At 68.5% G+C, this 22,872-nt stretch carries 14 protein-coding genes; 8 read left to right on the forward strand and 6 right to left on the reverse strand.

Annotated elements, in window-relative coordinates; genetic code table 11:
- Positions 1 to 5: 5 nt before the first annotated feature.
- Together QQ25_RS04760 and QQ25_RS04765 are read left to right on the forward strand one after the other, a co-directional pair.
- Positions 6 to 1,421 carry a PH domain-containing protein gene (locus QQ25_RS04760; RefSeq protein ID WP_052235665.1) on the forward strand — a complete coding sequence of 472 codons (1,416 nt, stop codon included), beginning with the start codon at positions 6 to 8 and terminating at the stop codon, positions 1,419 to 1,421.
- A gap of 25 nt (positions 1,422 to 1,446) precedes the next feature.
- Positions 1,447 to 2,262: an HAD-IIA family hydrolase gene (locus QQ25_RS04765; protein WP_039377512.1), complete on the forward strand. Its 816-nt coding sequence runs from the start codon at positions 1,447 to 1,449 to the stop codon at positions 2,260 to 2,262.
- Positions 2,263 to 2,472: 210 nt separating this feature from the next.
- Here QQ25_RS04765 and QQ25_RS04770 read toward each other — a convergent pair whose 3' ends face one another.
- The 4 genes from QQ25_RS04770 to QQ25_RS04785 form a co-directional block, all read right to left on the reverse strand.
- Positions 2,473 to 4,746, reverse strand: a complete 2,274-nt coding sequence (locus QQ25_RS04770) for a DUF1214 domain-containing protein (RefSeq protein ID WP_039377513.1) — start codon at positions 4,744 to 4,746, stop codon at positions 2,473 to 2,475.
- 127 nt (positions 4,747 to 4,873) lie between these two features.
- Entirely contained in the window at positions 4,874 to 6,580 is a 1,707-nt protein-coding gene (locus tag QQ25_RS04775; RefSeq protein ID WP_039314291.1) for a DEAD/DEAH box helicase, read from the reverse strand.
- Between the two features lie 83 nt (positions 6,581 to 6,663).
- Positions 6,664 to 7,170: a cupin domain-containing protein gene (locus QQ25_RS04780; protein WP_198530759.1), complete on the reverse strand. Its 507-nt coding sequence runs from the start codon at positions 7,168 to 7,170 to the stop codon at positions 6,664 to 6,666.
- Between the two features lie 117 nt (positions 7,171 to 7,287).
- A complete protein-coding gene (locus QQ25_RS04785; protein WP_039377514.1) occupies positions 7,288 to 8,211 on the reverse strand; it encodes an SDR family NAD(P)-dependent oxidoreductase in 924 nt (307 codons plus the stop codon).
- Between the two features lie 115 nt (positions 8,212 to 8,326).
- On the opposite strand from QQ25_RS04785, the gene QQ25_RS04790 reads away from it, so the two are divergent.
- The gene (locus tag QQ25_RS04790; protein ID WP_039314300.1) at positions 8,327 to 8,875 is read left to right on the forward strand and encodes a TetR/AcrR family transcriptional regulator; all 549 of its coding nucleotides are present in this window, start codon (positions 8,327 to 8,329) and stop codon (positions 8,873 to 8,875) included.
- Complete coding sequence (locus QQ25_RS04795) at positions 8,872 to 9,681, forward strand: sulfotransferase family protein (RefSeq protein WP_039377515.1); 810 nt, start codon at positions 8,872 to 8,874, stop codon at positions 9,679 to 9,681. Before QQ25_RS04790 ends, QQ25_RS04795 begins: the two co-directional genes overlap by 4 nt.
- Before the next feature lie 60 nt (positions 9,682 to 9,741).
- On the opposite strand, the gene QQ25_RS31510 is transcribed toward QQ25_RS04795, so the two are convergent.
- Entirely contained in the window at positions 9,742 to 16,188 is a 6,447-nt protein-coding gene (locus QQ25_RS31510) for a beta strand repeat-containing protein (RefSeq protein WP_169748625.1), read from the reverse strand.
- Between the two features lie 550 nt (positions 16,189 to 16,738).
- On the opposite strand from QQ25_RS31510, the gene QQ25_RS04810 reads away from it, so the two are divergent.
- The 4 genes from QQ25_RS04810 to QQ25_RS04825 all read left to right on the forward strand — a co-directional run bounded on the left by QQ25_RS04810 (position 16,739) and on the right by QQ25_RS04825 (position 21,002).
- Positions 16,739 to 17,575: an LLM class F420-dependent oxidoreductase gene (locus QQ25_RS04810; RefSeq protein WP_039377516.1), complete on the forward strand. Its 837-nt coding sequence runs from the start codon at positions 16,739 to 16,741 to the stop codon at positions 17,573 to 17,575.
- 72 nt (positions 17,576 to 17,647) lie between these two features.
- Entirely contained in the window at positions 17,648 to 18,205 is a 558-nt protein-coding gene (locus QQ25_RS04815) for a hypothetical protein (protein ID WP_039377517.1), read from the forward strand.
- A 73-nt stretch (positions 18,206 to 18,278) separates the two neighbouring features.
- Positions 18,279 to 19,079 (forward strand): polysaccharide deacetylase family protein, encoded by an 801-nt coding sequence (locus QQ25_RS04820; protein ID WP_039377518.1) that lies wholly within the window; start codon positions 18,279 to 18,281, stop codon positions 19,077 to 19,079.
- 126 nt (positions 19,080 to 19,205) lie between these two features.
- On the forward strand, positions 19,206 to 21,002 hold the full coding sequence (locus QQ25_RS04825) for a BamB-related PQQ repeat family beta-propellar protein (protein ID WP_039377519.1): 1,797 nt from the start codon (positions 19,206 to 19,208) through the stop codon (positions 21,000 to 21,002).
- A gap of 4 nt (positions 21,003 to 21,006) precedes the next feature.
- On the opposite strand, the gene QQ25_RS04830 is transcribed toward QQ25_RS04825, so the two are convergent.
- Positions 21,007 to 22,755, reverse strand: coding sequence for a BamB-related PQQ repeat family beta-propellar protein (locus QQ25_RS04830; protein ID WP_157847804.1), 1,749 nt, complete (start codon positions 22,753 to 22,755; stop codon positions 21,007 to 21,009).
- Between the last annotated feature and the right edge of the window lie 117 nt (positions 22,756 to 22,872).

The raw sequence follows: 22,872 nt of genomic DNA on the forward strand, positions 1-22,872 counted from the left end.
CACGCATGCTGCTGGTCCACCCGGTCCATGAAGTACTGCAACAGATTCCGCTGCTGATCGGTGCGGTGGTGCTGGGCTCGGCGACCGGCAACTCCGGGTGGACGTTCGCGGCGGTCGGTCTCACTGTCGCCGTCGGCGTGGCGCGGTGGTTCACCACCAGCTACCGCATCGAAGCCGGCGAGGTGCGGCTGCGCACCGGGCTGCTGCAGCGCAAAGTGCTGTCGGTGCCGCGCAACCGGATCCGCTCGGTTTCCACCGATGCCCGGCTGCTGCACCGGCTTCTCGGGCTGACCGTGCTACGGATCAGCACCGGCCAGGAGGCCAAGGGCGACACCGAGTTTGCCCTCGACGCGGTCCAGGCGGAGCAGGTGCCGCGGCTGCGCGCGATCCTGCTGGCCGATGCCGTCCCGGTCGCCGATGCGCCGGCAGGCCGGGAGCTGGCCCGCTGGCAGCCGTCCTGGCTGCGCTACAGCCCGCTGAGTTTCACCGGCCTGGCCATGATCGCCGCGGCGGCCGGAGTGATCTACCAAGCCGGAATCGGTGCAGTGCTACAGGATTCGGAACTCGCCCAGTCCGGCATTGCGGCCGCCGAACGCCTCGGCGGGTTGGTCAGCGTGGTAGCCGTCGGCGTAGTGGTGCTGGTGGCCTCGGTGGTGTTGTCCGTTTTGAGGTCGTTGCTCACGTACGGGAATCTGGTGCTGCGCAGAGATTCCGACATACTTCACCTGCAGCACGGCCTGCTGCGGCTGCGGGAACACACCTATGACATGCGCCGGATGCGTGGTGGCACACTGCGTGAACCCTTACTGGTACGCGCCTTCGGTGGTGCGCGCCTGGACGCGGTGATGACCGGCGTCGGCGGCGAGGGGGAAGCGTCGCTCCTGCTGCCGCCCTGCCCCGCGGGCACCGCCAGGAAAGTGCTGGCCGAGTTGATAGACCACCCCGGCGCCGTCGACGCACGGCTGGTGGCCCACGGACCGGCGGCGACGCGCAGGCGCTGGACTCGCGCGCTGACGCTGCCGCTGATCGTGGGCGTGGTGCTGTTGGTGGCCGGGGTGCCGCCATGGGCGTGGGTGCTGTGGGCACTGTTGACCGGGTGCGCCGGTCTGCTGGCCGCGGACCGGGCACGATCACTGGGCCACCTGGTGCACGACGGCTGGTTGGTGGCCCGCGCCGGCAGCCTGGAGCGTCGCCGCGACCACCTCGACACCGCCGGGATCATCGGATGGACGGTGCGGCAGACGTTGTTTCAGCGCCGCGCCGGGGTCGCCACCCTGATCGCCGCGACCGCGGCGGGGGAGAAGCGCTACGAGGTGATCGACGTGCCCGCGGAACACGCGTGGTCGGTGGCGGTGGCCGCCTCGCCGTGGGTGGCCGACAATGCCTGGGCGGCCGGCCCGGCAGGCCCCGACTTGCGCTGAATTCACCGGCGTTTACTGTCGCTGCATGGCTATCGGTGGAGTGCTGTTCGACATCGATGGTGTGCTGGTGACCTCCTGGCAGCCCATCGACGGCGCGGCGCAGACCTTGCGGACACTGGCCGAGAATCAGATCGCCCGGTCCTACCTGACCAACACCACCACCCGCACCCGCGCGCAGATCGCCGACCTGCTGAGCGCGGCAGGCATGGATGTCGCCGCCGACGAGGTCATCACCGCCGCGGTGCTGACCGCCCAGTACGTACGCGACCGTTATCCCGGCGCCCGATGTTTCCTGGTCAACAGCGGACACATCGGTGAGGACATGCCCGGCGTCGACGTCGTCTACTCCAGCGACTTCACCGGACCGGCCGCACCGGAGACCCCGGACGTGGTGCTGCTCGGAGGTGCCGGGCCGGAGTACAACCACCTCACCCTCAGCTGGGTCTACGACTGGATGGCTCAGGGCGTGCCGGTCGTGGCGATGCACCGCAGCACCGCGTGGAACACCACCGACGGACTGCGGGTGGACACCGGCATGTACCTGGCAGGCATGGAGGAGACCTCGGGTCGCAAGGCCACCGCCGTCGGCAAGCCCGCTCCGGAAGGGTTCCTGGCCGCCGCGAACCGGCTCGGCGTCGACCCCGAAGAGATGTACATGATCGGCGACGACCTCAACAACGACGTGCTGGCCGCCCAGGTGGTGGGGATGGCCGGCGTGCTGGTGCGTACCGGAAAGTTCCGCCAGGACACATTGGACCGTTGGGCCGCAGACGAATTCGCCATGCAACCCAACTACGTCATCGACTCGGTCGCCGACCTTCCCGAGCTTCTGGGACTGTAGCCGTCTGGCGCCCCGTCTGGCTGGCCTGGCCGGCCGGCGATGCGCCGTTTTCCACGCCGCGGCTGTGGTTGTCGAGGCGAGCACGACCCGCACGCAGAAAACGGCGCTCGGCTCGGTCTCCCTCGGCTCGGTCTCCCTCGGCTCGGGCGGTCTCCCTCGGCTCGGGCGGTCTCCCTCGGCTCGGGCGGTCTCCCTTGGCCCGGCCGGCATCTACACCGTGTAGCGCCTGTCGTACCCGGCCTGGCGCTCGGCGATCTGCTGTGCGCGGTCGTAGTTGAGCTGCTCGGGCGTGGTGTTCGGATCACTTGCCACGATGCCCGCGACCTCCGAAACGTTCACCACCCGCGTCGTCACCGTGGGGTTGTTGGCGGAATCCGGGTCCACACCCTGGAACCGCATCGAGATGGTGCCCTGGTTCAGCCCGCCGGTGGACACCCAGTTGGCCACGCCGGGATCGTTCTTGGACACCACGATGGTGTAGGTGCCGTCGGCGTTCTTGATCGCCTGGCTGTTGTTGAGGCTGGTCTGCTGATTGCGGGTGTCGTTGGTGATGGTCCAGTCGTTGGTCACCGGCACCACGAAGTACTCCGCATCACCCGGATCGACGGTGATGATCATCGCCTCGTCGTCCTTGAGCTGGAAGTAGCCGGCGCTCTGCAACTGCGTGGACAGGAACTGGGCGTTGTGCTGTGGCGGGGACAGCGTGTTGGGCGTGCCGGTGGCGGTCGCCACCGACATGTAGGTGTTCTCGCCGCTGATTCCGGTGACCAGCATCAGCAGCGCGGTCTCGGTGGACGACAACAGCAGCGGTACCTTGTCGAACGCCGGGATCACCGACACCAGGCTCATCAAGGCCGGATTCTCGATCACCGTCTGGCCGAGGCCCGGTATGGCGAATCCGCCGATCTGGCTGAACAAGCTGCTGGGCGGGCCGTCGGTCTTTTCGATGGTCAGCGTCATGGGCGACTCGGTGTTCCAGTCTCCCAAGGTGTTTCGGGTGGCCAGGATGGTCGAGTTGGACGGGGCCTGGATGTAGTTCATGCCCTGTTCGGGGTTGGCCGGCGCTGCGTCCGGACTCACCACGATGGTGAACGTCCCGTCATCCCTGATACTGAGATCCTCACCGCTGAGGTTCGCCGCCGTCACGCCGTTGATACCGGTGAGCACACTGAAATTCGTGTTGGCGGAAGTGGGGTGGGTCGTGGGATCGGCCGGGTCGTATCCCGCGACCTTCCCCTCTATCTCGTAGGTGGAGGCGCCGTTGATACCGGTGAACCGGTAGACGGTGTCCGGGTTGTCGTACCAGATACGGGTGCCACCGGCGTCCTGCCCGTTCCAACTGTGTGGCGGGTTGACCTGGAGCAGCAGCTTCGGATCGTTCGAATTGAGCAGCAGGAACTCGGTCGCCGACTGGTTGGCGAACTCGGTCGCGGCCTGGTGGAGCTGCGACAGGTTCGTGAAGTCAGGACCGCCGACCGCGGAGAAGTTCTTGGCCGCCTCGACGTACCAGGCCGCCATCAAGACCACCTTGGCCAGTTGCACGACCGGGGTGTTGACGATCCGGGCGACCTCCCGCTCGGCCGCGAGCTGTTCCTCGGTGGCCAGTGTGCTCGTCGCCTCGTCGACCACCGCCGAGGTGGTGACGGTGCTTTCGACCTGCTGGGTCTCCCGAGACCGGCCGAAGAGATCGACCGAGGGGCCCTGCCCGCCGTCGCGGCGCGACCAGCCCAACAGTGCCGCCAGCCCGATGTCGTTGACGGGGTTCACCGGGGTTTCCGGGATGAGCGGTTTGAGCCGCTCCGTCACGTCCGCCACCAATTGCGGGATGACGCGGGCGGGCGCGGGAGCGCTCGTGGGAATCGATGACGGGAGTGCTTGGCTCACAACGCTTTTGGTCAGGACTGTGATGGACGTCAGCGGCTGCGGGGCCCCGGGGGTGTCCACCTCGGCCGTGAGGGCGGGCTTGCTCTCCGGCGCGGCCGGCCGCTTGCGGGGCGCATCGGTTGTCGTGCCGATGGCCCGCGACACCGCCTGCCGCACATTGCCGACGGCGGTTTCGACCTCGTTGGCCGCGGTGGAGGCCGACTTGCCGCCCTTGGCTTCCTCGGCGTCATCTGCCTTGGATTTCCGGTCGGTCGAGACCGCGGACGATCGACGCTCACCGGGCTTCGAGCCGCCAAGGGCCGACTCCACTTTCGCCGACACCTCGCCGAGTCGTTTGGCCAGCTTGTCCGGGCCGGGCAACGACGGCTTGCGGGGGCCGCGCTTGGGCGTCGAGCTATCCGACTTCGGACTGCCGGTTGCGCCTGATGACGTACCCGACGAGGTACCCGACGATGTGCCCGACGAGTCCGGGCTGCCCGTCCCGGCCGACGCGATCGCGGAGCCGTTGGCCACCGCCACACCGATGCCCAGCGCGACAGCGAGAGCGCCCACCCGTCCGATGAATCGTGCGCCTCCAGCGGTAGCCGACGTCGTCGTCATTTCGCCTCCCCCAACTGTTCTGACTGTCACAGAACGCAATTGGCCGACTGTAACAAGTTCCAGTTCGGTCTCGGGCGAGTTTGGGCGACTCTGAATTTATTGGCGCGTATCGGGTGCGTTCGGCCCGTCAGGCCTTCAGGTCCCGCACGGCCTCGATGCGGGCCTTGAGCTGATCGGTCGTCGCGGCAGCCACCGGGGGCCCGCCGCAGATGCGCCGTAGCTCATTGTGAATCCAGCCGTGCGGCTTGCCGGTGCGGTGATGTGCGATGGTCACCAGAGCGTTGAGTTCCCGGCGCAATTCCCGCAACTGGCCGTGTGTGGTGCGCGACGCCGGCGGGCCGCCCGACACCGCGGCCTCGGCCGTGCGCTTGGTGAGTTGCTCATCCTGCCTGCGGCGCAACAGATCTCGCATCTGGGAGGCGTCGAGCAGGCCGGGGATGCCCAGATAGTCGGCCTCCTCGTCACTGCCCGCGGGCGTCGCCGTGCCGAACGAGGAGCCGTCGAAGATGACCTGGTCCAACTCGGCGTCGGCGCCAAGGGACTCGAAGCCGTTCTCCAGCTCGCTCTTCTCGTCCTTGCGTTTCTCGGCCGCTTCGAGCGCCTCGTCGTCCAGTCCGTCGGATTCCCGGTGCGGCTTGCCCAGCACATGGTTGCGCTGCGCCTCCATCTCACTGGCCAGCAGCAGCAGATTCGGCACCGACGGCAGGAAGATGCTCGCGGTCTCACCCGCACGGCGGGAGCGCACGAACCGGCCGATGGCCTGTGCGAAGAACAACGGCGTCGACGCACTCGTCGCGTACACACCGACCGACAGGCGCGGCACGTCGACACCCTCGGACACCATGCGGACCGCGACCAGCCAGCGGCTGGTGCCTTCGGAGAACTTACTGATCCGATCGGAGGCGCCCGGATCGTCGGAGAGCACGACCGTGGGGACCTCGCCGGTGATCTTGGTCAGCAGGTCCGCATACGCCCGCGCGGTGGTCTGATTGGTGGCGATGATCATGCCGCCGGCATCGGGCACATGCTGACGCTTCTGCTGCAGCCGCTTGTCGGCCGCGGCGATCACGGCGGGCATCCACTCACCGGCCGGGTTCAGTGCGGTGCGCCAGGCCCGCGCGGTCTGCTCGGCGGTCAGCGGTTCGCCGAGTCGCGCGGCGTGCTCCTCGCCGGCACTGTCGCGCCAGCGTGCTTCGCCCGAATACGCCAGGAACACCACGGGCCGCACCACGCCGTCGGCCAGCGCATCGGCATAGCCGTACACGTGATCGGCGCGGGACCGTTGGTACCCGCTCTCGTCGGGCTCGTAGTTGACGAACGGGATCGGGCTGTCGTCGCTGCGGAACGGGGTACCCGTCAGGGACAGCCGCCGCGTCGCATCGTCAAAGGCCTCGCGCATCGCGTCGCCCCAGCTCTTCGAATCGCCACCGTGGTGGATCTCGTCGAAGATGACCAGCGTCCTGCGGTTCTCGGTGCGCACGCGGTGCCGGGTGGGGTGGCTGGCAACTTGGGCATAGGTGACCACCACCCCGTGGTACTCCGCCGAGGTCTGCGAATTGGAGTTGCTGAACTTCGGATCGAGCGCGATGCCGTTACGTGCGGCCGACTGCGCCCACTGAATCTTCAGGTGCTCGGTGGGCACCACCACCGTGATCGCGTCGACGGTCCGATCGTTGAGCAGTTCCGCCGCGATCCGCAGCGCAAACGTCGTCTTGCCTGCGCCGGGCGTGGCGACCGCCAGGTAATCCCGTGGCTTGGCGGTCAAATACCGCACCAGCGCCTTGCGCTGCCAGCCCCGAAGTGCCTGGGTGCTGGGCGCTGCTTCAGCCCGCACCCGAGGACTCCTCTCAGTCGGAAAGCAGTCTAGGCCAGCGCGTTACACCGGCGCATCTCTGCAGGAAAGTACCGGGCGTGTCGCTAGATGAAGTAGTTGTCGTTCTTGACGAACCACTCGGCGCGTTCGGCGTCGGTGAGGTCGGCCAACTGGGCCAACCCTTCGAAATAGGCCTCTCGTGGCGCACCTGGAGCAAACAACATCAACAATGACGTCGGCGCGTCGGCCTCATTACGGAAACCGTGGATGCCGCCCGGTGGAACATACAGGAAATCACCCTGGTTGCCATCCGCCCACTCGTTCCCGTCGTAGAGCCTCACCGTGCCCGACAAGACGAAGAACGCCTCCGACATGGCCCGGTGAAAATGCGGGCCGGGGCCGCCGCCCTGTGGGCTGATGTCGACGCGATACAGACCGTAGTCGCCGTTGGTCTGCTGCTGGTTGGCCAGGTAGTGGTACTTCACCAACCCGAACGAGTCGTAGTCGGGCGGCTGGTCGGCGCGTCTGACCCAGGCGCTGACCTCCGGCTCGTCCTCGGTGTAGCGGGGCGGGGGATAGGGCGGCACATTCCTGGGGTCCCAGAGCGACACGAGTGCCAGCCTAGTCGCGGATCGCTGTGCGGATTGTCGCCAAACGCCGAGATCGACACCAGGGTCGTGGCCGCCCGCCCCGATCACAGCCCTGGTGTCGATCTGGGCACCGTGAGGTCAGGCGGGCGTGTCCTGCAGCGCCGGGAACGTCACACCGGTCAGCTCCTCGGACACCGCCCACAGCCGACGCTGCTGATCGATGTCATAGGACTGTCGGCTGGACGTCACCACCTTCGGGTGCCCCTTCTGCTCGCCCAATCCGTCGGGGCCGTAATACTGCCCGCCCAGGGCGCTCGGATCCGTCGCCGCCCGCAGCGTCGGCAGCGCACCCATGGCGGCCTCCTGGAACAGCAGGCGTGCCACGGGGATTGCCGCCTGCATGGCGCGCGGCAGATGGCGCGCGAGCTCGGTGTCGGATCCGCCGGGGTGGGCGGCCAGGGCCGTGGTGCGCTGCCCGACCAGGCGGCGCTGCAGTTCGTAGGTGAACATCAGGTTGGCCAGCTTGGACTGCCCGTAGGCGACGAGGCGGTTGTAGCTGCGCTCCCATTGCAGGTCGTCGAAATGGATGCCGCGCGAGAAACGGTGCCCGATGCTGCTGACGGTCACGATGCGGGACCCGGTCACCGGCAGCAGGCGGTCCAGCAGCAGGCCGGTGAAGGCGAAGTGCCCGAGGTGATTGGTGCCGAACTGCAGCTCGAACCCGTCGGTGGTGGTCTCCTTCGGCGGAGTCATCACCCCGGCGTTGTTGATGAGCAGGTCGATGCGGTCGTGTTTGTCCTTGAGCTCATCTGCGGCGTCGCGCACCGATGCCAGCGAGCCCAGGTCGAGGCGTTGCAGTTGGAGGTCGGCCTCCGGAACCGACCGGGAGATCCACTCGCGGGCGGCCTCGCCCTTTTCCAGGTTGCGGACGGCGAGGACGACGCGGGCGCCCTTGGCGGCCAGAGCCTTGGCGGTTTCGAGCCCGAGGCCGGTATTTGCGCCGGTGACGACGGCTGTGCGCCCGGTTTGATCCGGAATGTCGGCGGCGTTCCACTTGGTCATGAGAGACTCCTAGGAGGGTTAAACGGAGTGTGTGCCCCGGTTGTGTCCGACTATACGGAACGTGCGCTCCGCTTTGTCAATGGTTTGGCACCGACTGGTTGTGAGGTGATCGCGAGTGCGTGCGGATGCGGCACGAAACCGTGCCCGGGTACTGGACGTCGCCTACGAGACATTCGCGGCCGACGGACTGTCCGTGCCCATCGACGAGATCGCGCGCCGCGCCGGGGTCGGGGCGGGCACCGTCTACCGGCACTTTCCCACCAAGGAGGCGTTGTTCCAGGCGGTGATCGCCGAACGGATCCGCGGTGTCGTCGAGGAGGGACGTAGCCTGCTCGCCGCGAACCCCGCAGGCGGACTCTTCGACTTCCTGAGGTCGATGGTGCTGCAGTGGGGCGCCGCCGACCGGGGTCTGGTCGACGCCCTCGCCGGGTTCGGCATCGACATCAACAACGTGGTCCCCGAAGCGGAGGGCGAGTATCTCGGGGTCCTCGGGGATTTGCTCCAGGCTGCCCAGCGCGCGGGGACCGTGCGCGGCGACGTCACCGTCCCCGAAGTCAAGGCACTTCTGGTCGGCTGCCAGGCCGTGCACGGCTACAACGCCGACGTGGCCGAGAAGGTCACCTCGGTGGTGTTCGATGGACTACGGGCGGAAGGAAAACAGTGACGGCGCTGCATTTCATCTCGGGTCTCCCGCGATCGGGGTCGACGCTGCTGGCGGCGTTGCTGCGACAGAACCCCCGATTTCAGGCCGGGATGTCGGGACCCTTGGCCGGCTTGTTCGATGCCCTGCTTGCCCAGATGAGCGCCCGCAACGAGTTTTCGGTGTTCCTCGACGATGCCAAGCGCGAGCGCATCCTGCGCGGGCTGTTCGCCAGCTACTACTCGGACTGCACCGCCGAGGTGGTCTTCGACACCAACCGTGGCTGGTGTGCGCGGATGCCGGCCATCGCACAATTGTTTCCGGACGCGAAAGTTGTTGCGTGCGTGCGTGATCTGCCGTGGGTGATCGACAGCATCGAGCGGCTGGTGCAGCGCAACGTGTTCAGCCCGTCGTCCATCTTCAACTACAGCCCCGGTGGCACCGTCTACACGAGGGCCAATGATGTTGCCGGACAAGACGGTATGGTCGGCGGTCCGTACGACGCCCTCAAGCAGGCGTGTTTCGGCGCGCAGCGTGACCGCCTGCTGCTGGTGCAGTACGAAACCCTGACCACCGAACCCGCCAAGGCTCTGCACGCCATCTACGAATTCATCGGTGAGCCGGTTTTCGACCACGACTTCGACCACGTCGACTACGACGTGAGCGAATTCGACGAGCGGGCGGGGACGCCGGGGCTGCACACCGTGCGCGCGGAGGTGAAAGCAGAACCACGCGAGACGGTGCTGCCGCCGGATCTGTTCAATCGCTTTGTGCACGACGCGTTCTGGCGTGACCTGAGCAAGGTTCCGGACGGACTTCGCATCGTGTAGGAGACGACGGCAGAGGCCCCGCACATCACGTGTGCGGGGCCTCTGCTTTGGTGCCGTCGACTACGGGTTGTCCGCGCCGTCTGTCGTGATGACCGTCTTGCCGGTGACAGGGCTTCCCGGAGTGGCGGTAGCCGGGACGCCCATGAATGAGCCCGATTGGGTCAGGCTGGTGCCGTTGCCTCCCACGGCTCCGGTGCCATCGCCGCCGTCGCCTGTCGTGACCGTGTTGTTGGTGTAGGTGGCGCCGTTGGTGTCAGTGAAGCTGTAGGCGCCGATCTGGAAGTAGCCGCCCTTGCCTCCTGTGCCTGCGTTGATCCCGTCACCACCGTCGCCACTGGTCGCGGTGACACCGGTTGCTTTCGCGTTCGGCCCCAGCGCGCTGATCGACGAGATGCCCGAATCTCCACCGCCGACGCCGCCGGTGCCGTCGCCGCCTTTGCCGCCGGTGATGGTGCCTTCGGCAACGGCATTGTTGCCGGCAGCATTGATGGCCACTCTGCTTCCATTGCCTCCCTTGGAACCTGTTGCACCGGAAGCGGTCCCGCCGTCGCCGCCCGCCACAGTCCCGTGGGCCAGGGCGTTGTTTCCGGGGGCGATGGTCAGATTGCCGCCGCCCGGCGCGGACACCACCAGGTTGTCCCGGCCGGCACTCATGTAACCGAACCCGCCTTCGCCACCCTTGTTGCCGGCGCCGTCAGCGTCACCGCCGCTTCCGCCGCGGACCTCGCCGTAGGCGGTGCCGCCATGCCGAGCCAGAAATTCGGTCTGGCCGCCCCCGGCGCCGTTGGTGCCGCCGGCTCCGCCGGTGCCGCCGTTGGTTCCGTTGCCGCCGTTGCCGCCGATGACCGTCGCGGTCTGGTCATCCGTTCCGACGTGACCACCGGTGTCGGCGGTGATCTTGACATCGCCGCCCTTGCCGCCCGTGCCGCCGTTGGCGTCGCCGGTCCCAGCGTTGCCTCCGGTTGCCGTGGCGTTGGTGATCGTGGTGCCGGCGTCGGTGGCCGTGATGGTGACGTTGCCACCGACTGCGGTGTCCGACCCCTTGCCCCCGGTGGCGGAGGTGTTGGTGACCTGGGCACCGCCGGTTGCGGCCACCGACGCAGTTCCACCGGTTGCGCCGCTTCCCGCGTCGCCGCCGGTGACGTGGGTGTCGTTGACCACCCCGCCGCTTGTGACATTGATGCTTGCGCCGCCACCGACTGCCTGGTCGGTGTTACTGCCCGCAATCGCGGAGCTGTCGGTGATCGTGCCCAGGCTGGTGTTGAGCGTCGCGTTGTTGCCGTTGACCCCGGTGATGCCGTCACCGCCGGTCGCGGTGCTGCCGGTGATGGAGTCACCGGTGCCCCTGGCGGTGATGGTGGCGCCACCCGCATTGCCGCCGTTGACGCCGTTCTGACCTGTGCCGCCGGCACCGCCGGTCGCGGTGCCCTCGGCGGTGCTGTCGGCGCCGAGGCCGGAGCTCGCTCCCGTGCTGATGATGGCCTGACCGCCTGCGCCGCCCGTGACACCGATACCGGTGCCATCGCCGCCCTTTCCTGCGGTCACGGTGCCGCTGGCGTCGGAGCCGTTGCCCTTCGACACCACCTGCGCCCGCGCTCCGCTGCCGCCGGTACCGTTGGCGAACCCGTCGCCGCCGGCCCCACCGTACGCGGAACCGCCTGCGGTAGAGGCATTCCCGGTGGTGATGATGGTTGCGAAGCCACCGGCGCCGCCGTGGCCGCCGTCGGTTGCGTCGCCGCCGGCACCGCCGCGGGCGTAGCCGCTGGCCTTACTGCCGTCGCCCAGCCCGGCGTAGAGCCCGGTCTGGACCCAGCCGCCGGCGCCGTTGCCGCCGGTGCTGCCGAGGCCGGCAGCGTTGCCGCCGGCGCCACCGATACCTGTGCCGCCGGCCGTGCTGCCTGTCCTCTGGGCGACGATGCCACCCTCGGCACCGGCGCCACCGGTACCGCCGTTGGTGCCGTTCCCACCGGCGCCGCCGGTACCCGTTCCGGTGGCGACGCTGCCTGTGGCTGTGGCGGTGACGATGCCCTTGCCGCCATTGCCGCCGATACCACCGTTGCTGCCGTCGCCCCCGTTGCCGCCGGTCGCAGCAGCGTCCTCAACCTTGCCGCCGTTGGTGGCGGCGATGTTGGCGTCGCCGCCGTCACCACCGATGCCGCCGTTGGTGTCGCCGAGCCCGGAGGTGCCCGCGGTGGCATTGCCGGTATCGACGGCGCTGCCGGTGCCGTCGGCGGTCACTGTTGCCGAACCGCCGAGGGCGGTGTCATTGGTGTCCTGGGCGATGGCACTGCTGTCGGAGATGGTGCCGCCGTTGGTGGCGCGCACGGTCGCATAACCACCGAATCCCGCGGCGCCGCTGTTGCCTGCGTCGGCGGTGCTGTCGGAAATGGTCCCGTTGACCGCCTCGACCATGGCGATTCCGCCGTTGTACTCGGCGGCGTCGCCGCCGATGGCGGTACTACCCGTGATGTCGCCTCCACTGGCGGGATCACCGAACACCCCGGCGAACACGTAGGCCTGCCCACCGAGCGCGGCTGCATGGTTGCCGCCGTCGGTGGCGTCGCCGCCGGCACCGGCTGTCGCGGTGTTGCCGGTCGCAATGCTGCCGGTGCCGTTGGCCACGATCCGGCCCTGCCCGCCGGTGCCTCCCTTGCCGCCGTTGGCCGCCGCGCCACCGTCACCGCCGGTGGCGGTACCGCTGGCCTCGCTGTTGACACCGAAGGCCTGGACGTTGCCGATCGTGCCGTTTCCGCCGACGCTTCCGGAACCGGTGGCGTCACCGCCGTCGCCGCTCCGACCGGTACCGCTGGCCTTCGCGCCGGTGTTCAGCGCAGCCACCTGACCGCTGCTGCCGTTGCCGCCGGTGCCGCCGAGGAGACCGTCGCCACCGTCGCCACCGATACCGATTCCGTCGGCGATGGCGCCGGTGCCGCCGGCAACGACGCTGCCGGTACCGCCGGTGCCGCCCTTGCCACCACCGGTCGCATCCCCGCCGGCGCCGCCGGTGCCGAATCCACTTGCGGTGCCGTCATTTCCGCCGATACCGGTTCTGACGAATCCGGCCTGGATGTTGCCGCTTCCGCCATTGCCGCCGAGGCTGCCGATACCGGTGGCGTCACCGCCGTCACCGCCTTCGCCGACACCGGAGGCGCTGCCGCCGGTGCCACCCTGCAGACCCGCGCTGACCTCGGAGTAACCGCCGGTGCCGCCCTGGCCGCCATCGGTACCCGATCCGCCGTCGCCGCCTGTGGCGCTCGCGTCGGTCACGGTGCCGCCCAGGTTCGCACCAACGAGTGCAGCACCACCGCTGCCACCGGTGCCCGTGCCCGTCGAATCGCCCCCGTTGCCGCCGGTGGCGTGGGCGTCGGTGACCGTGGTGTCTGCGCCGTTGGCGCTGAGGGTGGCGGTTCCGCCACCGCCGCCGGTGCCGCCGGCAGCCGTGGCGGTGCCGTTGCCGCCGAGACCGCCATTGCCTCCGGTGGCGCTGCTGTCGGTCACGCCGCCAGCCGGCGTGTAGCCGGTGATGGTGGCATAGCCGCCGTTACCACCCGCGCCGCCGTTGTGGCCCGCGCCTGCGCCGCCGCTGCCGCCGCTGCCGCCGTCACCTCCGGCACCGCCGAGGACGGTGTTGTCCGTGCCGATCCACAGGTGGGCGTTGCCGCCGGCGCCGCCGGCCCCACCGAGTGCGCCGTTGGTTCCGCCGTTGCCGCCCGTGCCGCCGGCTCCGCCGGTGACGCTGCCCCCGACAAGGTCGATCGAGGACAGGGCATAGCCGTAGCCGCCGTCGCCGCCCTTGCCGTTGCCGATGCCGGTGCCGCTGTTGCCACCCTTGCCGCCGGTGGCGGTGCTTTCGTGGACGGCGGCGCCGTATTCGCCGAAGACGCCGCCCTTTCCGCCTTGTCCGCCCGTACCGCCGTCATATCCGTTGCCGCCGGCACCGCCGGCCCCGCCGGTGCCGACGGCGTTGACGACGGTGCCGCCGCTGTAGTCGCCACCGATGCCGGCGTCGACCAGTCCGGTGCCACCGGCGCCGCCGTGGCCGCCGTTGGAGCCGTTGCCACCCGCTCCGCCGGTGGCGGTGCCACTGGCAGAGGCGTCGTTTCCGTATCCGCTGGCAGCGACGACGAAGGCGTTGCCACCGACGCCTCCGGTGCTGCCCGTGCCGGTTCCGGTTCCGCCGGCCCCGCCCAGTGCGGTGCCCTCCGCAGCACCGGGATGGTCGAGAGTTCCGTAGCCACCCGAGATGACACCGCGTCCACCGTTGCCCCCCAGGCCGCCGTCGATGCCAACGCCACCGGCCCCGCCGGTCGCCTCGCCCGTCGCGGTGCTCGCGGCTCCGGTGGCCTGGATCAGACCCTCTCCACCGTCACCGCCGGTGCCCGTGCCGATCGAGTCGCCGCCGGCCCCGCCCGTGGCATTGCCGCTGGCATTGGTGCTCGCGCCGTCGGCTTCGATCGTGCCGATGCCGCCAGTTCCACCGTCACCGCCGGCCGCAGTCGTCGAACCGTCGCCGCCGCGCCCGCCGTCACCGCCGGTCGCAGTGCCGCTGGCGGTTCCGCCGTTCGAGGTGCTCACGACGGCGCCACCGCCGCCACCGCCACCGCCACCGCCGTGGCCGGCTCCGGCGGTTTCGGACGCCTGGCCCTGTCCGCCCGCGCCGCCCGTCCCGCCGGTCGCTGTTCCGGTGTTGTCGGTGCCGGATACGAGTCCGAAGCCGTCGCCGCCAGCGCCACCGTCACCACCGGCGCCGCCGTTACCGGTGCTGCCCACGGTTCCGCTGTGGCCGAGCAGGCCGAGGAGCCCGCCGCCGGCGCCGGCCGCGCCGCCGATACCACCGGTGCCACCGCCGGTTCCACCGGTGCCGCCGGTCCCGCCGCTCAGGTGGGTGGCGTCGCCGTCGGCGCCCTGTCCACCGGTCCCGCCGGTTCCTGCGGTGCCGCCTTGGCCGCCGTCGCCGCCTGTGGCGAAGAAGAATCCGGTGGCGTTGCCACCCTTGCCGCCCTGGCCGCCGTCGCCGCCGCCGACCCCGCCGTCCTCGCCGTTGCCGTCGCCGTTTCCAAAGTCGGTGCCCCAGACGCCGTCTCGTCCGTCGGTGCCGGTGATACCGACGCCGCCCTGTCCGCCGTCACCGGCGATGCCGAACAGCCAGCCGTTGGCGTCGCCGCCGTCGCCACCTCCGCCCGCGGCCTGTCCGTTCGAAGACGCGCCGCCGGCACCACCACCGCCACCGATGCCCATGAAGCTGCCGCCGTCACCACCGTCGCCGCCGTCCAGTCCGGCCCAGGCCGTCCCGCCCTCGCCGCCGTCGCCGAACCAGCCGGCATCACCGCCGTCACCACCGGCCACACCGGTCGCGGCACCGTCGTAGCCGTCACCGCCGTCGCCGATCCACAAACCGGCATCACCGCCATCGGGGTTTTCGAGGGTGCCGTCGACGCCGTTGCCGATCAGGTATTGCCCGGATACCTGGTTGATCGCGCCACCGAGGGCGCTGCCCACCGGGCTCGTGATCCACAGCTGGGTGCCGTAGTGCACCGGTTGATAGATCCAGCGATTGACGATCTCGGTCGGGTCCAGGACTCCCGGATCGAGGGTGGCCGATGCTGTGGTCTGGGCCAGCAGGGTATTGCGGTTCGCTGCGGTGTCGTTGCTCGTCGTGTACGCGGATTGTCGACGCGCCCAAGCCATTACGGCCCAGACAGCGGGCATGTCGGCGGGTTCGGTCGGTGCGTTGGGCGTCATGATCGTGCCCAGCGTGACCGCGGAGAGCAGTCCGGTGATCGGGCTGATGGGTGCGACCGGTGCCGGGGCCGGCGCCGGGGCGGCGAAGGTCGTCGCTGGTGGCGTGGAGTCGCCCGATTGGCCCAATACACCAGGCGTCGTGGGGCTGTCTTGCTGGTCGTTGATCGTGGGGTTGGCCGGCCTGGCCGTCGCCCGCTCGGCGGCCTCACGCAAGCGGTGGCTCAGCGTGGGGCGCTGCTGCGGCTGGTCGTCGGCGGCGCCGGCGGTGGGTGCTTCGGTCGGGGCCGCCTTGTCGGCCGTGTCGCTCTTTGCGGCTGCCTGCGACTTGTGACGCCAGAGCGGACTGCGGGTCTCCTTGTCGCCGTTGACCTTTGCGGTGACGTGGTCGGCGGCGCGTTTGAGTCCGGTGTCCCGGACGATGTCGTTGAGGGCGTCCTTGGCTTCGTCGGCGCGCTCGCGTAAGCGTTCTTGCACGTTCTTGACGTCACGATGTCGCGGTTTCCCGGCTTCGGGCTTGTCGCTGGTGGTGCCGGAGGTGCCGGTGGCGCCGGGGGTGTTACCGGTGTCGGAGCCGCCGTCGCCGGACGGACCCTCGGTGTTGACGAGCCTCACGTCCGCGCTCACCGATCGCATCGTCGGGGAGTCCGGCCCCAACAAGAGCATGACGCCGGCTCCCGCCAACGCCACGCTCGCCAGTCCTGCCGTCGCGATCGGACCCGCTGCGCTTCTGCGGCCGCGCGCTCCCGCGATGCTGTGCTTCCCCACGATTTTCCCCGCTCTCCGACAGCGAAGGTTGACGTCAGCGTCAATAAATGCGCGGACGCTGGCACCAGTCGCCGACGACGTTGCTCCAGTAGTGAGATTCCCCGACCCAGAGGAACGATTCCCCCGGCTTGCGGAGGAATTTACGCACCAAGAATCGGGAATCTCAGCTTTTTCTCAGGGGGTCTTCGGGCGGTCTTTGCGCACGCAAGCAATCGACCAACGGATTTGCTTGCTGCAAGACTTGCGGGGTGGCAAAACCCGCAGATGAATCAATATCTTGATATTTGCCAGGATTTTGATCGTCGGGTCAAAATGCCGGGTGCGCCTGCCGCCGCGCCGTAATGTCCCACCTGAACAACCCTGTGACACTGGGAAACTTGGCGATGCTCGCGGAAGGTGAGCTTGCCGGGCCCGCGGAGTGCTGTGCCGAACAGACGCAGCTGCGTGTTGGCCAGCTGTCCGCTCCCGGCCGATGCCCACCCGATCTCTGAGCGGCGGCGGGGCACCGACACACTCTTCGCCGGCCCGCGCTGGGAGTAGCGTCGGCGAAATGAAGTTCGGCATCGCCACCTTCGTCGACGACGACAGCATCGATCCGGTGTCACTCGCCCGTGCGATCGAGGAGCGGGGGTTCGCCTCGCTCATCGTTGCCGAGCACAGTCACATCCCGGTGAGCCGGGAATCTCCTTATCCGAACGGCGGCGATCTGCCGCCCTGGTACTACAACACCCTCGACCCGTTCGTCACGCTTGCCGCGGCGGCCGCCGTCACCTCCACCATCGAACTCGTCACCGGCGTCGCCCTGCTGATCCAACGTGACCCGATCCACACGGCCAAGGAAGCCGCGAGCATCGACCTCATCTCCGGAGGCCGGTTCGTGTTCGGTGTCGGAGCCGGCTGGAACCTCGAAGAGATGCGCGACCACGGCACCGATCCGAAAACCCGTGGCGCACGGCTGGATGAGAGCATCGAGGCGATCAAGGCGCTGTGGACAGAGGAACCCGCCGAGTATCACGGCAAGTACGTCGACTTCGAATCGTCGTACTGCCGCCCGAAGCCGGTCCGGCAACCGCATCCGCCCATCTACGTCGGCGGCAACTCCGATGCCACGGTCAGGCGCGTGATTCGCCATGGCGCAGGCTGGATTTCCAACCCGCTGCCGAGGGACGTGCTGGCCGGGCGGATCGCGCAGATGCGTGACGGTGGTGCTCAGGACGTGCCGCTGATGATGTTCGGTGCCCCCATCAAGGCCGACTATTGGCGCGCCACTGAGGAACTCGGCTTCGGCCAGCTCGGGCTGTACCTGCCATCGGTCGGCAAGGATGAATCGCTGCGCCTGCTCGATGACTATGCCGCGCAGGTGCAGAAGTATCAGTCGGGGAGTTGACTCGGGCGGTACCGTCACCATTCGCCGAAACTGCCGCGTCGGAACCGATTCGGGGGCCATTAGTCTCATCAGATGAGGCAGCGGACCAACTGGTGGATGGTGGCGTTGATCGCCGTCGCCGTCGTGGTGTCGGGGGTGGGGCTGCTCTTCGTGGCGTCGATCGTTGTCTTCGCGCTGTCCTTCGGTGACGACGACAACCTCGGTCACCACGACCTGGACGCCGGTGAGGCGGTCCAGGCGATGGAAATGCGTCAGGTCGGAATCCCGGGCGGCTTCACCTTCGAGGAGATGACCGTGAACCGGATGTTCACCGGTGCCGACTTCTATCGAGGTCGGTACTCGGCCGGGACGAGTTTCGACGCCGCGAAACAAGCCTTGGCTCAGGAGAATCCGGGCTTCCCGCCATTGCGAAGCGTGCGATGTGATGACGAGATCGTGAATCAGGACTTCGCCCAAGACCCAAAATTCCACTGCGATACCAGAACCCAGCTTGCGATCAGCACTCGAACCCTGGACGGCGCCGACGTCCTGACCGACCATTACCTGGGCACCCCGCCCGACTGCGAGACCGTGCTGTTGGCGCGCAACGGCGATCTGGTCGAGCTGTTCGTGCTGTCGCAGGGGCACTGATGCGGCAACGGTCGCAGCCAATCCACAGCTGATCGACGGGCCGGCGTCAAGATTCGCGCCTACCGTCCGGCCTGTGATCACCAGGCGCGCGTTCCTGGCGGCGAGCGCCGTCGGTTCGATTGCCGCCGGCCGGGCCATGCGGGGCGGGGCCGCGCCGGCATCCGCCGACCCGAACACGATCGACCCGCCATCGGTCGCAGTGACCGGCAAGCGGCGTACGCCCACGCAGTGGGGGATGGCCCTGCCCGGCATCACCACGGCATTCGCCGCCGCGGGCCGCCAGATCGCACTGACCTTCGACGCGTGTGACGGCGCCTGCGACGACGCGTTGCTCGACACTCTGCAACGCAACGGCGTGCCGGCGGTGCTCATGCTCAACTCGAAGTGGCTCGACCGAAACCCGGACCGGGCACGGCAGTTGGCCGGCAACCCGTTGTTCGAGATCGGCAACCACGGCACCCGGCATGTGCCGCTGTCGGTGACGGGTCGGGCCGCGTACGGGATCGTCGGGACCCGCTCGGCCGACGAGGTGGTCAACGAGGTGTGGGGAAATCACCAGCGGCTGACCGCACTGACCGGCCGCGCCCCGACCTGGTTCCGTCCCGGCACCGCGCACTATGACGACGTGGCCGTCCAGATCGTGCACGAACTCGGTGAGCAACCGCTGGGATTCACCGTCAACGCCGACAACGGCGCGACCGCGTCCGCTGCGGCCGTGCGGTCCAACGTCATGAACGCGGCCCCCGGATCGATCGTCATCGCTCACATGAACCATCCGCAGTCGGGCACCCACGCGGGGTTCGCCCAGGCGATACCCGCCATGCAGGCTGCGGGCTGGCAGTTCGTCTCGCCGACGGGGCGGGCGGTGCGGTAGGCAACACCCTGCTGCTCAGTGAGCTGCCGATCTCAATACCCGGACGCTGAGGGGCGGTTTCATCGGGTGCCAGCGCACGTCGAACATCTGCCGGGACCCGCCCCGCCGAAGGGTTAGGTTTGGCGAATGACCTCGGGGGATCAGGACGCACACGACGGCGACGACGACGCGCAGGCCACGTCCTACCGGCAACCCGCCGTCCTGGTCGGGCTGATGTTGGGACTGCTTCTCGCCGCTGTGGTAAGCCTGGGCTTCGGCTGGAGTCGGCGAACCCCAGAACTGCCTCTGGGGGAAGATTTTTCGTCACTCGCCACGGTGCTGTGGCGCACTACCTTCGTCGTCGGAGGCGTCGCGGTGTTGGCCGCGCTGTACCTCGCGGCGGGACGTGTGTACCGGCAGTCGTCGGGCTGGCGGGCCAAGTTCGTGGCCTACTCCAGCCCGGCGTTGTTCGTACTCGCCGTGGCGGCGATGATGGCACAGAGCCGGGGAACCATCGGCAAGGCCTTTCGTGGGGCGACAGACGATCAACTCGCGCTGCGGCCCTTCGCCATCACCACGGTCGCGCACGGTGCCTGGTGGTTTGCGTGCCTGGCTCTTGCCGCGCTGGCGGTGCTTTGTGCGCTGGCCAACCGCAACGAACCGCCCCGGCCTGCGTCCCGCTCCCGTCCGATGAGCCGGTGGGTCGCGGCTGCGGTAGCAGTGATCGTGGCGGTCGCACTCGCTGTGCCGACCGTGGCTCTTGCCAGAAAGTCGCCGTTCCACAACGAAACTGCTGCGCGTGTCGATCCGCCCACGCTGGCGACACTGACCGGCAAGGTTGCCTACCGGGCCGAGGTGACATCGCTCGCTACCTACTCCCGGCCCGGTGGTGCTGGTTGGGTGCACGTCGAGAGCGGTCCCGACTACCGGCAGGAAACTGTGGTGGGCTTCGACGGCGCAACGGGGGAGCGGCGCTGGACCTTCAGCGTGCCCCGCTTCAACGCCAGCGAATTACGGACGACGGGCACCGGCCCCGACAGCGTGGTTCTGGTGAAGGCATATATCCCCACCGATGCGATGATCGCGCTCGACGCGACCACCGGAGCGCTGCTGTGGACCCGCGTCGACCATGACGTGTTCGACGAGGACTATCCCTTGACGTCGAGCGTGCTGTTGACCAGCAGGCCGGAGCAGGGCGGTGGCGCGACGTGGACAGCCTTTGCGGCGCGGACCGGAAATGAGTTGTGGACCAAGACATTCGCTCGCGACTGCAAGTCATCGATGCGTGCCACCGAAAACTTCATCATGATGAGCACATGCGACGACGGCCCCGATGTGCTGACAAAGGTGCTGGATCCGCAGACCGGGCAGCAACACGGCGTGATCACCGCATCATCGCTCGGCGTCGGGCCCGGGGAGCTCGCGCCGAACGATGACCTGACGATCGGTGCCACCGCAGGGGACCGGGCGCTGGTGAACGGCGCCGGCGCGCCGCTGGTTGTCGACGTCGCGGCAGGACGGGTGATCGCCCGGTTGCCTGATCGCCATGACGCCACGTTCATCGATGCGGACTCGCTCATGCTGACCCCTGTGAGCGAGAATCGAGAAGAGCTGCAACCAGTTTCGATTCACGACCTGCGCGACGGCATGACGGTTGACACCGGGTTGCTGTTCGCGTGGCAGGGGCGCGAGCAGACCTGGGGGGCAATGGCGCGGGTGGGGAACCAGTGGCTGACATTGCTACCCGATGCCCCGCTCGCCGCGGTGCCTGTCTGGTCAGGGCGCGATCCGGTCCCGATGCGCATCATCGGCAAGTCTGGCCCGGCGCAGACGCTGCCCAACCCGTGCGAAGGACGCATGCAAGTAGCTCCGACGGTTTCTCGAGTGCCCGGTGCGGTGCTCGTCGAGTGCGGTAGGTCGGACGCCGTCGCCGCCGTCCGGTAACGCCTCAGCGCAGCCCGAGGACGTCGTAGCCGTTGACTTCTCCGCGATCGGAGTGGTTGGCGCACAACGCCAGAACTGCTCCTGGCACCGGCATCACGCCGCCGGCACGGTGGCAAGGATTCGGTCTGAGTGTGGCTTGCCCGCCTATGGCCGGCACAGTGGCGAGTACCTCGTCGAAGTTGTCCTGATAGGCAGCGGCTGTCACGAACTCGTCGCCGACCCGAGCCCACCGCTGCGCCCTGGGATCGGCGGACATTGCCACGCCTGTTGCCCGCACCTCCCGTCGCTCTGCGGGGACATACAGGGTGACCGTCCTTGCCCGGCCGTCCTTCCCGAGCTCGACAACGGGCCCAGGAAGCGATTTCTCGAGATCCGGGGTGCGAACGAAGGGTTCGGGCGTGACCTGCACCGCCTTGGTCTCGACATCGACGGACAGAAGAACGCCGTCAACGCTGTTGATTCCACTTGCATACACGGCGACCACGCCGCCGTCGACCGCCAGCCATTCCGTGTCCACGTCACCCGATGGGAAGCCGGGCTGCTTGGTGAAGTCGATGGTGTACTCGGACTCCGCGTCGTACGCGTGCAGCGCGTCGCCACACGGGTCGACGATGATCAGCGTGGAGCCGACGGCGTCGTAGCGGCTTCGGCCGCAGTCGTCGTCCGGACGGTCCCTGGCCCACAATGGTTTACCGGTCCTCGGATCGAGCGCCCCGATCTTGTCGGTGCTGACCGCTGCCAAGATGTCACCGTCGCCATTCGCTCGGCCCCGAAGGTGCCAGTCCGCGTCGTTGAGCCAAAGCTGTTCACCCGTCGAGGCATCGAGACCGACCAGGAAAGCAACCCGATCATCGCCGGCAGGCGAATACCTGTCCGGCTCAAGGGTATTGGGCGGCCGAGTGCACTGAACCACCACGACCGCATCGTCGCCGATCCCGGTCGACCACACTGTGACGTCGCCACAGCGCTCGGGCAGGTCGGCCGTCGGGAACCGCCAACGTTGAGCGCCGGTTGACCCGTCAAAACTGACGACCGCGCGGTCCGTGATGCCGACGAATCCAGGTCCGGCCGGACGAACCCCCTGCTCGTCGACCTTCACCCTGTAGGCCACATTTGTACCCACGGACGTCGGCACGGCGGGGATCGGCACACGCGCGGCGGTGGTCGCCGAGGATGCTCCGACCGAGCTGAGCGAGGTGACAGCGAGGCCGGCCACCACGGCGATGGTGACGCCGCAGGCCGTCGACACGGCGAGCGCAGCCCGGCCGGGCCTGCGCGCACGGTTGGCAGATGCGGATGTGGCACCGGCGAGCAGCAGCACCGCTGCGCCCGCGAGCACGAGCCAGGACACCTGGGCGATGACGATGACCGGACGCGCATCGGGACCCGAGATCAACATCCTGTGCAGTGGAGGCTTGGCGCTGAGGAGTCCGTACGCCGCGATGGCGACGGTTCCCGCAAGAAGTAGCGAGGCATGCCCGGCAGTGTCGAGACCAGCGACGGCCCGCGCACCGAGCCAGATGGTGGCCGCTCCGGCGACGCACATGCAGATGAGCGAGACGAGCAGAAGCTGGCTCGCCGGCGCCAGGTAGGTCGCGGTTTGCCCGGCCGGGACCCGTGCGGCATAGGCATAAACCGCGAGCCCAACAGCTCCCAACGTCAGTCCGACAGCAAGCGCGATGGCCAACCGGCCCGCCCACGTCACAGCGGCCCTGTGCTCGTCATCAGTGCTCGTCGTGTCGTTGCGCGTCAAGTCCACCATCATGACCCCCTCGGCTGGAAACTCTGCCACAGCGTCGGCCCATGTCAGGACGGGAAACCGCGGCAATGTTCTTCGCGATGGCCGCGCCTACACCGAGTTCTACCCAGG

The organism is Mycolicibacterium setense (assembly GCF_000805385.1).
Lineage (GTDB): Bacteria > Actinomycetota > Actinomycetes > Mycobacteriales > Mycobacteriaceae > Mycobacterium > Mycobacterium setense.